Below are 14,140 nucleotides of genomic sequence, written 5' to 3'. Positions count from 1 at the left end.
ACCGTCCGGCCGCCACCGCACCACATCACCGGTCCGATACATCCGTTCACCTACACCCCCGAACGGATCGGCCACAAAACGCGACGCCGTCAGACTTGGCCGCCCCACATACCCCCGAGCCAACCCGGCCCCGGAAACATACAACTCACCCGCCACACCCACCGGCACCAAACGCAAACCAGCGTCCAGCACATACACTCGCGTATTCCACACCGGCCCACCGATCGGCGGAACGCTGGATTCTGCCTGCAATGGTGAGCTTATGGTGGCATACAGCGTCGTTTCGGTGGGACCGTAGGCGTTGATCATTCGCCTGCCCTGCGACCAGCGCGCCGCGAGTTCACCCGAGCACGCTTCGCCTCCGACGACAAGATACTTGAGGCCGGGTACGTCTTCTGCCGTCATCGTCTCCAGAACGCCCGGCGTGACAACTGCGTGCGTTATTCCGTGTGCACCGATAAAGGTGGAGAGTGCGTCACCCACAAGCAGGCGATCATCGGGAACGACCACCAATGTGGCCCCTGAAGCGAGCGCGGTGCAGAATTCCCAGAATGCCATGTCGAAGCTCGGGGAAGCCAACTGCAGTACCCGGCTTCCCTCGCCGACCATCAGGTTGTCGAGCTGGGCTGCCATCAGGTTCACCAGACCGGCATGGCCCACCGCCACTCCCTTGGGCACACCGGTGGATCCGGAGGTGTAGATGACATACGCCGGATCGAGCACGTGCGACGGACCGAGCCGATCGACATCGGTGACCCTACGACCGGGTTGCGCATGTAGTCGAGCGACTGTATCCGCGGCATCCAACACCACTGCCGGAACGGCCTCCGGAACTGTGCCGACCCATTCGTGGACGGTAACCGCAACGATTGGGCCGGCGTCGGCCATCATGAAAGCGATGCGGTCCGACGGATAGTGCGGGTCGATCGGCAGACAGACACCCCCGGCCTTGAACACGGCCAGCACCGCGATTACCATCTCGGTCGAGCGCGGCAATACCAGCGCCACAACCTTCTCCGGACCTATGCCGGACTCGATCAGCACTCTCGCCAATCGATTTGACGCCGCCTCCAACCGTGCATACGAAACCTCGACATCTTCCATTATTACAGCCGGCACACCAGGGTTTCGCCCGACCTGCGCCTCGAACAATTCGGAAACCGTCGCCGGGTCCACTGCGGCAACCTTACCGTTTCGTTCTTCGAGCCACGCCAGTTCATCCCCGCCGACCAGCGCGAACTCACTAATCCTTCGGCTCGGCTCGCGTACAATCGATGTCAGGAGTGTCTGGAAATTTTCGGCCATTCGTTCCGCCGACGCCCGGTCCAGCACGGTGGACGAGAACTCGAGCTCTCCCTGCAGCCCGCCGCCCGGGCCCGGTTCGACCGCGAGCAGTGTCAGCCCGAGTTCGAACTTGGCCGCTCCGCGGACGTTCCCGGAGGAACTCGCGGCGATCGACTGCATCCCCATGTCCTCGCCGTGATCCTCGAGACGCAATCCTGTACTCAGGTAGTTGAACGCGGCGCGGAAGAAAGGATTCTCGGCGCCGATGCGTCGACCACTCCCGGCACGGACTATCTCGGTCAGCGGCACGCTCTGGTGCTCGAGTACACCTCGGATACGTGGTGCCATCGATTGCAGTAGCTGGTCGAACGAGGGGAGGCCGGACATGTCGCACCGCAACGGCAACGTATTCGCGAAGAATCCGACCGAATCGGCGATCGGTAGCTCACGGTTGGCCCAGACCGTGCCAAGCGCGAAATCGTACTGGCCCGTGTAGCGGGCGAGCAGCACCGCGAAGGCGCTGACAAGGACTGTGTACGGCGTGATCGACCGGCGCGCCGCCAGTGCCTCCACGTCGCCCCACAGCGAGGCCGGCACGGTGAAGTAGACGGCGTCGTCTGCCTCCGTGTCTTCGCCGGACGTCTCTCGTCGTGGCAGCTCAAGGCGGGGCACTCCGTCGAGCTCTGAGCGAAAGAATCCGAGAGCCTCGTCGAAACGGCCTTCCCGCAGGCTGTTCTGCTCCCACCTGGCATAGTCACCCAGGTGCCGGTCGGCCTCGGCCATGGTGAACTCCATGCCTTCGCCGATCGCACGACAGGCGGCAAAGAAGTCCCGTAGAAAAATTGCGCAGGACCAGCCGTCGGTGACGGCGTGGTGCATGGTGAAGCACACGTACTGCTCATCCGGCGATGTGTCCAGCACCAGGCACCGCAGCAGTGCTTGCCCGCTCAGGTCGAGAGGCGTCAGTTCCTCACGCCGGATCCGCTCGGCCAGCACCTCGGCCTGATCCTCGCTGAGCGCCGAAAGGTCCTCGAACACCACCGCAACCGCGCCGTCTTCGCGCACGACCTGGACGAGGTGGCCGTCCCGGACGGCGAACCTGGTGCGCAACGCCTCATGCCGGCGCGTGGTCAGTTCCAGAGCCCTGATCAGCAGCGCGTGATCCAGCGGGCGAGTGGTACGGAGTTTCAGCACCACGCTGTACCGGGCGGTTCCAGGATTCAGATGTTCAAGGAACCACAGTCGGCGTTGCCCTTCCGTAGCCGGGTGTTCCGTGCGTTGCGCCGCACGCTCCATGAGGCTCGCCGTCGGCCTCGTCAATGGGCCGCCGTAGAGCTGGCCGAGGAGGTGACGGGCCACGGCGTCGGGGGAGGGGTGGTCGAAGATCATAGTCGCGGGCAGCGCGACCCCGGTGGCTGCCGTGAGCCGGTTGCGCAACTCCACCGCCGTCAGAGAGTCGAACCCGACCTCCCTGAACGCCTGCGAGACCCCCAGCTGGTGGCTGTTGGCAACACCGAGTACGACTGCGGCCTCGGCGCGTACCAGATCGGTGAGCGCCGACAGCCGCGTAGCGGTTTCCAGCCTCGCCAGCCTGTCGACCCAGGGACCATCGGTGTCGGTGGTGTGCGCCGTTCGACGGACCTTGCCTACCACGCCACGCAGTATCACAGGCAGCTCACCGGCGCGAGCCCGCCCCAGCAACGCCGCCGTATCCAGCTCCGCCGCCACCAGGACCGGCCGGGAGGAGGCCATAGCGGCGTCCAACAGACGCATGCCCTGATCGGAGTCTAGAGCCCGCATCCCCATGCGATTCATCCTGGCCAACTCACGCTGTCCCAGGTGCCCGGTCATGCCGCTGGCCTCGGCCCAGTACCCCCAGCTCAACGAGACCGCCGCACGGCCGGCCCGCCTGCGCCGCAGGGCCAGCCCGTCGAGGAAGGCGTTGGCCGCCGCATAGTTGCCCTGCCCACCGCTGCCCAGCACCCCCGCAACAGAGGAGAACAGAACGAACGCGGCCAGATCCAGCTCCCGGGTCTCCTCGTCCAGGTACACTGCCGCGTCCGCCTTGGGGCCGAGCACAGCGTCGAACCGCTCGGGTGTCAACGCGGCGATCACACCGTCGTCGAGGACGCCTGCGGTGTGCACCACCGCGGTGAGCGGAGCCTCCTCGGGAATGCCCGCCACCAGGGCCCGCACCTGCTGACGGTCGGCGACGTCGCAGGCCACTGTGCGTACCCGCGCTCCCAGCATCTCCAGTTCCTTGCGTAGTCCGGCCGCCGCCGGCGCGCGCTCACCACGACGCGAGGCCAGTACCACGCTGCGAACCCCGTGCGCGGCCACCATGTGCCGCGCCACCACCGCGCCCAGCGTCCCCGTCCCACCCGTGATCAACACTGTGCCTGCCGTGTCCAGCGATGGCGTCGGCTCGGTCTGGCCGGACCGGACCAGCCGCGGAACCGACAACACTCCACGGCGAAGGGCGAACTGGGACTCCCCGGCGGCCGCCACCTGGCCCAGTACCCTCGACACCGCCTCGACCACCGACGCCCGTGCCCTGGGGGAACCGGCTCGCACCGGAATATCCAGATCGGCGAGGAGGATCCGGCCGGGGTTCTCCACCTGGGCGGTACGCACCAGCCCCCACACCGCGGAGGCCACTGGATCGACTGGCATGTCCTCGTCGCACTCCCCGGCCATGACGCCTGCGCGAGTGACCACCACGAGCCGAGAGGGCGCCCACACGGGATTGGTGACAAATGCCTGCAAAACCGCCAAGGTGGTCTTGATCGCCGATCGGGCCCGCTGGGGATCACTCACATCCGCCTGGCCGGAATCCATGCACAACAGCACCCAGTGCGTGTCCCCACCCGCCTGAGCCGCCTCGGAGAGCTCCCTCACGTCCGAAACCGGAACCACCGATGGCTGCCGGATACCACCGTCAGCGGGCAGAGCGAGCCAGTCGATGGCGAACAGCGCACCTTCCTGGTGATCACCACGACGCTCCCCGCTGTCCTTGAGCCGCCGGACCGGGACACGTGCGCTCAGTGAGGAGCCGACCGACAGCACCGGCATGCCGAGCGGGTCGGTCAACTCCACCGACGTCCCCTCGGCACCGGGCACGAGCCGAACCCGCACCCGCCTGGCCCCGACGGCGTGCACCACAACCCGATTCCAGGTCAGCGGGAGCACCACGGCATCCGCATCGCCGTCGTCACCCGACGGGACGCCCGCACCGGGTCCGACACCGAGCCAACCCGCGTGCAGTGCGGCTTCGAGAAGGGCGGGGTGGAAAGCGAACCCGGCGGTCTCGGCCTGCGCGGGCAGTTCGACCTCCGCGAACCATTCGGCCCCACGAACCCAAGCGGTGCTCAGCCCCCGGAACACCGGGCCATACTCATGCCCCCACCCGGCCAGCGTGTCGTAGAACCCCTCGACCGAGACCGGCGACGCACCCGAAGGCGGCCACACATCCACCGCGTCGCCGACCGCGGCTGAACCGATCTCGGCGGCGAGGAAACCCGAAGCGTGGCGGGTCCAGACCCCGTGCGCACCGTCGCAACGCGAATGGATCCCGATGGAGCGGCGCTCCGCCCGATCGGCCTCGCCCACCCGGACCTGAATCAGCACCGCCCCCATCTCGGGCAGCCGCAGCGGCGTCTCGATCACCAACTCCTCGACCGCGGTGAGCCCGACCCGGTCGCCGGCCGTGATAGCCCACTCCACCATCGTCGCGCCCGACAGCACCACCACACCGGCCACCGCATAGTCGGCCAGCCAGGGATGTGTACCCAGCGACACCCGTCCGGTCAGCACCGTCCCGCCGGACTCCGGATCCTCCACCGCGGCACTCAGCAACGAGTGCTCCACCCGTTCCAGCCCCGCACCCGACACATCCGCCCGCACCTCGGGGTGCACCCAGTACTTCTGCCGTTGGAAGGCATAGGTTGGCAGTGCCACTCTGCGGCTCGCCCCCGCCGGCAGTAGACGCGTCCAGTCCACCTCGACGCCCTGAACGAACAGCTCCGCCAGCGAGTGCACGAAGCGACTCGAGTCGCCCTGGTCACGGCGCAGCGTTCCGCACACCAGACCGGCCACCCCCATGTCCTCCAGGGTGTCTTGAAGACCGACGGTCAGCACCGGATGCGCGCTGACTTCGACGAACACCCGAAACCCGTGCTCTGCCAAGTCCCGAGCCGCGGGCGCGAATCCGACCATGTGCCGCAGGTTGCGGTACCAATACCGGCTGTCGACCCGGTCAGCGATCCAGCCACCATCCACCGTGGAATACCAGGGCACAGCGGGCAGTTCGGACACGACACCGTCCAGCATTCCGGCCAGCTGGTCCTCGACGGCCTCCACCTGCGCGCTGTGGGAGGCGTAGTCGACCGGGACCATCCGGGCGCGCACACCCCGCGCCTGATATTCGGCCTGGATCTCCGCCAGTGAGTCGGGGTCACCCGCGAGCACCACCGACGCCGGGCCGTTAAGCGCGGCCACCTCGACAGTGCCCGCCCGGAGCCGACCGTCTCTGCGTACCTGTTCCTCGGGCAGTCGCACCGACAGCATTCCGCCGTGCCCGGCCAGCTCGCTCGCGATCGTCCGAGCACGCAAAGCCACCACGCGTGCGGCGTCGGCCAGCGACAACGCGCCGGCCACACACGCCGCGGCGATCTCTCCCTGGGAATGCCCGAGCACCGCGTCCGGCCGCACACCACAGGACTGCCACAAAGTCGCCAGGGACACCATCACGGCGAATGTCACCGGCTGCACCACATCGACCCGGTCCAAGGTCGGGGCGCCCTCCACCTGGCCGACCACCTCGGACAAGGACCAGTCCACATAGGGCGCGAGCGCATGCTCACACTCGGCCATCCGTGCCGCGAACACCGGTTCGGCCTCACACAGCCGCTGTCCCATCCCGGCCCACTGCGTGCCCTGACCGGGGAACACGAACACCGTCCTGCCCACCGGACCCGAACCCGCGACACCAGTCACCACACCCGGCGCCGACTGCCCCGCCGCCAATGCCCGCAGCCCCTTCACCGCTCCCGCGTCGTCGTCGGCGACTATCACAGCCCTGTGCTCCCACAGCGTGCGGCTACTCTCCAAGGAGCGCGCCACTTCACCCAGGCCCGGCCCCGCAGCGGCCACACCGGACTCCAGGAACGAAGCGAGCCGTCCCGCCTGTCCGGCCAGCGCCGCCGCCGTCGGCCCCGATACGACCACCGGCAACGACCGGCCATCAGCCCGATGCCGCGGATCAGGATCGGTGTCACCTGCGGTGGTGTCCCGCTCGACCGCCGGGACCTGCTCGAGGACAACATGCGCATTCGTACCGCTGATTCCGAACGAAGAGACACCGGCCCGGCGCGGATGCCCCCTGTCCGGCCACTCCCGCGGCTCGGTCAGCAGCCGCACCGTGCCGTCCGACCAATTGATCTTCGTCGACGGCCGATCCACGTGCAACGTCTTCGGCAGCAGACCGTGGCGCATCGCCAAGACCATCTTGATCACGCCGCCCACGCCCGCCGCGGCCTGCGTATGCCCGATATTCGACTTCAGCGAGCCCAGCCACAACGGGTTGTCCGCAGTTCGGGCCCGGCCATATGTCGCCAACAACGCCTGAGCCTCGATGGGGTCGCCCAGCGAGGTACCCGTGCCGTGCGCTTCCACCACGTCGACCTCCGACGTGGACAGTCCGGCATTCGCCAGCGCCTGCCGAATCACTCCCTGCTGCGCCAGACCGTTGGGCGCGGTCAGGCCGTTGGACGCACCGTCCTGATTCACCGCGGTGCCCCTGACCACCGCCAGTACTTCATGCCCAAGCCGTCGCGCGTCCGAGAGCCGTTCCACCAGCAGCACGCCCACACCCTCGGCCCACCCTGTACCACTTGCGGACTCGGCGAACGACCTGCACCGGCCGTCCGCAGACAGCCCCTGACGTTTGCCTAACTCGACGAAGACCCCCGGCGTAGCCATCACCGTGACACCCCCGGTGAGTGCCATCGAGCACTCCCCGGACCGCACCGCCCGACAGGCCAGATGCAACGCCACCAAGGACGACGAGCACGCCGTGTCCACCGTCAACGCCGGTCCCTGCAGACCCAGGACATACGACACGCGACCCGACAGCACGCTAGGCGTCGTCCCGGTCAAGGTGTACCCCTCGGAGTCGCCGGGTGCCTCGTGCGCCCGGGGTCCGTAGTCCTGAGGTATCGCCCCCAAAAACACACCAGTGCGACTGCCGCTCAGCGACGAGGGCACGATCCCCGCGTCCTCCACCGCTTCCCAGGCCGCTTCCAGCACCAGCCGCTGTTGTGGATCCATGGCGAGAGCCTCACGCGGGGAGATCCCGAAGAAGCCTGCATCAAACCCGGCCGCTTCCTCCATGAAGCCGCCGCCGCGCCCCGAGGAAAGCACTTCCGCGCCCCACCCGCGGTCGGTCGGCATCGCTGATATCGCGTCCGTGCCCTCCCGGACCAGGTCCCACAGGCCTTCCGGCGATTCGACACCGCCTGGAAAGCGACAGGCCATGCCGATGATCGCGATGGGCTCGTCCTCCGCGGCGCCGATCGGCGTCGGTCCCGCATCGGCGGCACCGGACGTCCCAGACACTTCCGAAAGCAGAAAATCTGTGAGTCGGGCTGGACCCGGGTAGTCGAACAGAGTACTGCTCGTCAGCGCCAGGCCGGTCGCAGAATTGAGCCGGAACACCAGCTCAACGAGCTTCGCGGAATCAAAGCCGATCTCCAGGAAGGTCCGGTCGAGCTGGATGTCGTCCAGTTTATCGACCCCCAAAACCGCCGCGCATTCGTCCCGGACGAGCTTCTCAAGATCGACGTCTCGCGGTGCGCCGAAAGGATTCTGCTGAACATGCGGCTGACGCCCTTGGTCGGAATCCCTTTCCGACACAGGTAGTTCCACCCTGGTGGCGCCGTCGAAGAAGGCCGTCCAATCCACCTCAACGCCGGCGGTATACAGGTGGGCCACTGAGACCAGCAGCCGATCAGCGCCTCCTTCACCCCGGCGAAGACTGCCGACCGCCACTACGGAAGAACCTGCAGTCTGAGCGGCCTCCTGAACATTCCCGATCAGGATGGGGTGCGGACTCGCCTCGACGAAGGCATCGAACCCGTCTGCGAGCAATTCACCCACCGCGCCATAGAAATTCACGGGTTCACGCATATTGCTGTACCAATAGTGTGGGTCACACGTCTCGGTGTCCAACTGGTGCCCCGTCACCGTGGAGTAGAACGGGACGTGGGAAGCCCGCGGCCGAATCGACGTCAGGAACGATTTCGTGCGCCCCTCTATCCGCTCCACAAACGCGGAATGGGCGGGGAAATCGGACTTGATCGGCGCCAGATAGGCGTCATCGGCCCACTCGGCCATGAGCTCGAACAGGGCGTCTTCGCTACCGGACACAGCTGTCAACGCCGGGCCGTTGACAGCGGCTACGGACAACCGCCCCTCCCAACGAGACAGCCTTTCACGTACGACCTCGGCCGGGAGCCCCACTGCCACGACCCCGCCGATACCGGAGAGCCCCTCAACGATCGCCGTTGCACCCGCGGTCACGATCCGCGCTCCGTCCTCGAGGGACAACGCACCGGCCACGCAGGCCGCGGCCACCTCTCCCTGCGAATGGCCGACCACGGCGGCTGGTTCCACGCCGTACGATCGCCAGACCGCCGCTAAGGACACCGTGACCGCCCACACGACCGGCGAGATGACGTCCGTACGCTCCAGCAGGGTGGCGGCTGCATAGCCCCGCACCACGTCCAGCAACGGCCAGTTGAAAAACGGTTCCAACGCCGCCCCGCAGGCGGCCATCGAGTCGGCGAACACCGGCGAGGTCTCCAGCAGTTCGATTGCCATCCCCACCCACTGCGTGCCGTGGCCGGGGAACACGAACACCACACCGCGAGTACCGAAGCCATCGCCGGAAGCGACTTTCCCCGTCACCAGGCCCCCTGCGGACCGCCCCTCCGACAGGGCGCTGAGCCCCTCCAGCAGCTCCCGGCGGTCGGCGCCGAGCACAACACCGCGATGAGGGAACGTCGCCCGCATGGTCGCGAGTGAGAAAGCCAGATCGCTGATGGACAGATCAGGCCGTGCTTCGACATACCGAGCCAGCTGGGCGGCCTCCTGCCGCAAAGCGGTCTCCGAGCGGCCCGACAAAACCCACGGAATCGAGTTCGCTGTATCCATATTGACCCTCCCGTGAGTCAAGTAGTTCTGTCTGACCTATTCGGAGCGGAGACCGCAACGACGTGGTGATTGAGCACTTCGCAAATGCCGCGCTCCGCCAGGTTCGGCAAAACCTCTGCTGCCAGAGCCGTACGAGAAAAACCCACAGGGATCTCACGAAGATCGAAATAAGCAGCGGGGGAGTACGGGCGGTTGTGCGTCCCGGGGCTCGTGCGGCGAGTCCCTTCGGCGGCCCCGTCCCTGCCCGGTTGTAGCTCGATGAGCCTCCTTGACGACGTAAAGAAGCCGACGCCCGAGGCCGCCGGGGTGAACCTCCGGCGGTCGGCCACACACGAGTGGCTGACTCGCCTGGACCAGGCGCACGCGGTGGGGCGCTTCTGGTTGATCACGTCGCTGTAGCCGGTCCTGTGATCCCGGTCCGGGGTGACGCACACGAGCGGCGTGCCCGTACCCCGGTCCTTGACGAGACTGTCGGCCAGGCAGACGGACATCATGTCGTCCTCCGCGCGGCCCGCGACCGCGCGCATGCGCCGCTCGGCGGCGGAGCGGCTGCGCCGGGCGTGATCGTGACGGGTGCCGCGACGGCGTTGACGTAGCTGACGTCGTACCAGGGCGCCAGGGAGTGGGCCGGATTGAAGTTGAACTCGGTAATCCGGTGGGCTGTTGGCCCATGGAGCAGTGGTCAGCGTACGGTCCGCAGTCCCCGACAGTGCAGTGGAACGTACTGCCCTCCTCGCAGCCGCGGCCCTCGCGGGCGAAGAACGGACCGCGCCAGTGCCCGCCCCCTCGCGCTTGGCGAGGTGAGCGTGGCCGACCCGCCCGGGTCCAGCACCGAACAGACCGGTGAGCGCGGTAGAACCATAGGCGTTGACAGTGCTACCGACCCAGATACGGCCGTCCGTCTTGTTCTGGAGAGCCACGGTGTGCGTGGCGGCGGCGGCGCCGACGTCGGCCGTGTCGCTTCCCGCGGTGGTGAAGGATGTGGTGGACCGTTCGCTGTCCAAGTGCGAGCCACTGGTCCGTGGCATGTACGGATTTCCTTTCCTGCGTCGTCGGCGAACGGATCCGGGTGCCGCCGCGGCGTCCCGGTCTTCCTGTCTCCCGGTTCCCGTCCGATCGGCCGGTGTGTCGCGGTATCCGGCTATCGGGCACAACGGGGTGCGTACCGCCGCGGGTTCAATCGCCGGGTGTGTCGTACCGGCGACACCCGCGCCGGCCTGCCGTGCCGGCGCATCAGGCGCTCGACGCGCTTGCGGTTGATGGCGTGCCCGAAACCGCGCAGTTCGGCATGGATGCGCCGGACTCCGTAGGTGCCCTTGTGCTCGGTATGGATCTCGCGGATCTCCCCGAGCAGGGCGTCGTCGGCGGCCTGCCGCTCTCGGCGGGCCTTCGCGCCGGCGAGCCACCCGTAGTAGCCCGAGCGCGAGACCTGCAGGACCCGGCATATCCGGTGGACGCCGAAGACCTCTGCGTGGGCGGAGACGAAGTCCCAGCGGCGGGTCTTCACTTCATCTCCTTCGCGAAATAGGCGGCTGCCCGGCGCAGGATCTCCCGCTCGAGTTCCCATTCCTTCTCTGCCTTGCGCAGTCGGCCTGCGGGAGACGGATCCCGATCACGATCACGTCCTGCTCGACGGAACGCTCGCCGAATGCGACCGGGTCGGTGACAGCCGGGCCGACTTCTCCCAGAAGCACCGCCGCCACGGCGTGAATGTGCAGGTCGTCGCCGATCCTGCGGGCAAGCTGCTGTGGATCTCGCCCGCACTGCCCGGCCGCACCCACGACCTGACCGCAGCCCGCACCCACTGCATCACCGGGATCTGCGAACGCCAAGGCGTGCCCATCCTCGCCGACCGCGCCTACATCGGGGCTGGCTCCTGGGTGACCACGCCGATCAGACGTCTTCCGCACCAAGACCTCACCGTGACCCAACGGACGATCAACCGGGCCCTGTCAGCGGCACGAGCACCGGTCGAACGAAGCGTCGCGAGACTGAAGTCCTGGCGCGTCTTCCGCAGAGCCCGCTGCAGCCCCAACCGCATGACGGTCATCGCCGCTGCCGTCCTCACCGTGGAGCGTCAACGCTGAAAAGGCTCAGTAAGCCATCCAGCGGCGACTCCATGACAGCCATACCCTGAGCCCTTGGGCCCGTCGATCTAACAAATGACCAGCTCCGACCCGCATCAAGCAAGTAGGACTCCATGATCCACAGGTGCCGTGTTCACCTGCGTTCCCGGGCCTGCCGCCAGCACCAACCTGCCCAGGTCCGGATACATCAGGCACTCGGCGGGGCGCTGACGGGGACTCCCTTTTCCGCAGCGCATTGAACCACAGGGCCGTCTGGTGCGTTGTGGGATCAGGTTGACGCTGACTTGCTATGGAGGGCTCCATGCCTAGACGGACAGATAAGGATCATGCCACCGAGGTCCGTGAATTTTATTTCGGTCTCGACGAAAGAAAAGCCATCGTGCCCCCGGGATACGTGCCGATCGCTAGCGCGCCGGGAGCCACTGAATTCGAAAAGTCCAGGCGGAGCCGGCTGCACGACCTTGCTAGGAACAAAGTTAGTGCGGGGCCGTTGGAGGCGATCGCCTTGGAGGAGGCGGGGCTGCCTCTGAAAAAACACGGTGATAACAAATGGAGAATTGACGAAAAAAAGGCACGCTGGGAAGTGGACGCCCAGAAGGATGCACTAGATGAGCTAAAGCGTGACGACGTGCTTAAATTCTACGGTATCGACAAAAACAAAAGCAAACGAATCCTGGCTCCGGGATACCGGGCGAGTGGTCGTGCGCCGGAAGGCGCCACTGAATTCGAAAAGGCCACACGTAGCCGGCTGGACGACCTCGCTAGAGAAAATCCTAAAGCTAGTGCGGGGCCGAAGGAGGCTGACGCCTTGAAGGAGGCAGGGCTGGCCGTGAAACAACTCGATAATGGCCGCTGGGCAATTGACGCAAAAAGGACACGCCCGGAAGCGTATGCCACCAAGGTAGATGCCGTAGATCAGCTAAGAGCCGACAACGTGCGTAAATTCTTCAGTCCCGGCGGAATAAGTAAACGAGTCTTGGCTCCGGGGTACTGGCCGAGTGGTCGTGCGCCGGAAGGCGCCACTGAATTCGAAAAGACCATGTGGAGCCGACTGGCGGACCTCGCTGGAGAGGGTGGGGCGGGGACCGTGGAGGCGATGGCCTTGGAGGAGGCAGGGCTGCGTCTGAAACGCCTCGGCAATGACAGATGGGAAATTGACAAGGAATTTTCGCCGGAGAATCCGGCGAGTATGCATCTTGCGCAGGGCAGTGAGTTTTCTGCATCTTCTCAGGGGCCTTGGGTCGATGATTTCTCTGGCGGGGTTAATTATTCGATGAATCCGGCGCAAGTGGCGGGTTATTCGCTGTATCCGTCTTCGTATCCGATCGAACCCGCGGTCCCGTCGCTGGAGAATCCGGCGAGTATGCATCTTGCGCAGGGCAGTGAGTTTTCTGCATCTTCTCAGGGGCCTTGGGTCGATGATTTCTCTGGCGGGGTTAATTATTCGATGAATCCGGCGCAAGTGGCGGGTTATTCGCTGTATCCGTCTTCGTATCCGATCGAACCCGCGGTCCCGTCGCTGGAGAATCCGGCGAGTATGCATCTTGCGCAGGGCAGTGAGTTTTCTGCATCTTCTCAGGGACCTTGGGTCGATGATTTCCCTGGCGGGGTTAATTATTCGATGAATCCGGCCAATCCTGCTGAGTCGCGGTACGCACCGTCGGGGTTTGCCTCGTCGGCGTCGTCGGCGGGTGGTCCACCATCGCAGTATCAGCCCTCTCGCAGGGACCACCCGGCGAGGACGGAGAAGGGGAAGGGGAAGGGGAGGGGGTGATCATTTGAAGTGAGGTTGATCCCTGGGAGTGAGCTTCTTCGAGGTGGCCACCGATCAGGTGAGGGTCCGCGAGCCGCAACGAGCGAGGCCCCCGGGCTATGACCGAGATGTCTGATGTCTCAATCACGCTGCTCGGGGGCCTCGTTGGTCATCTATCCTGCCGCACTCGACCTGCCCCATGCGCTCGTGGAGCGGGTCACGATGCTCATCGTCACCCGTGAGGGGGACCGGCGACGCAAGCTCCGCTCCTCTCAGCGCGCGATGGTGCCACTGGTGTACCAGCGCGAGCACGTCACCGAAGATCGCTGCCGGGTTCGGGATCAGCGAGTCCACCGCCCACGCCTGGTCATCCACCTGCTCGCCGAACGAGCGCCGGGTCTGCTGAAGGTCCTGCGAGGCCGACCCCGACTTCGTCCTGCTGGACGGCACCCTCGCCGAGAGCGACCGGGCCGGCCATGTTTAGCGGCGTCTACTTCCCCCTCGGCGTCCTTCCCGCCCTGCCCCACGCTCTAGCCTCGCCCTTTCACGAGGTGGGGTGTCCGATACTTGATCAAATAAGCGGAGAGTGCCCCTGACCTGCAACGATGGGACTTGTCTAGGGTCCTGTTGGCTGCACGGGCAGAAGCACTCTCCAGGTGAAGAAGCGTATCGGGTCGTACCCGCGTGTCCGCATCGAGGGCGGCGGCCGCGCGGTGGTCTCGCAGGCCGGGGGCGTGCTGCTGGTCGAGACAGTCCGCAAGTCCGGCCTGGACACCGCGATATCAGCGGCGCTGACGCCGTGGCG

General features: G+C 66.2%; 2 protein-coding genes and 4 pseudogenes. 4 read left to right on the top strand and 2 right to left on the bottom strand.

Features of this window, described 5'->3' with window-relative positions:
- Nucleotides 1–9,495 (bottom strand): amino acid adenylation domain-containing protein (locus tag ABZT03_RS40200; RefSeq protein WP_356048630.1); only part of this gene is annotated, 9,495 nt, incomplete at its 3' end.
- 1,222 nt (nucleotides 9,496–10,717) lie between these two features.
- Nucleotides 10,718–11,068, bottom strand: a pseudogene (locus ABZT03_RS40195) (IS3 family transposase); the annotation flags it as partial.
- 19 nt (nucleotides 11,069–11,087) lie between these two features.
- On the opposite strand from ABZT03_RS40195, the pseudogene ABZT03_RS40190 reads away from it, so the two are divergent.
- The 4 genes and pseudogenes from ABZT03_RS40190 to ABZT03_RS40175 all read left to right on the top strand — a co-directional run.
- Nucleotides 11,088–11,582 (top strand): annotated as a pseudogene (locus ABZT03_RS40190) (transposase family protein); the annotation flags it as partial.
- 301 nt (nucleotides 11,583–11,883) lie between these two features.
- Nucleotides 11,884–13,356, top strand: a complete 1,473-nt coding sequence (locus ABZT03_RS40185; protein ID WP_356048628.1) for a hypothetical protein — start codon at nucleotides 11,884–11,886, stop codon at nucleotides 13,354–13,356.
- Nucleotides 13,357–13,500: 144 nt separating this feature from the next.
- Nucleotides 13,501–13,810 (top strand): annotated as a pseudogene (locus ABZT03_RS40180) (transposase family protein); the annotation flags it as partial.
- Nucleotides 13,811–13,991: 181 nt separating this feature from the next.
- Nucleotides 13,992–14,140: pseudogene (locus ABZT03_RS40175) on the top strand (IS1380 family transposase); the annotation flags it as partial.

It is taken from the genome of Streptomyces sp. NPDC005574 (genome assembly GCF_040605435.1).
In the GTDB taxonomy this organism is placed as follows: Bacteria; Actinomycetota; Actinomycetes; order Streptomycetales; family Streptomycetaceae; genus Streptomyces.
Note: the sequence above shows the minus strand (reverse complement) of the source record. Positions and strands in the feature narration are given on the sequence as shown.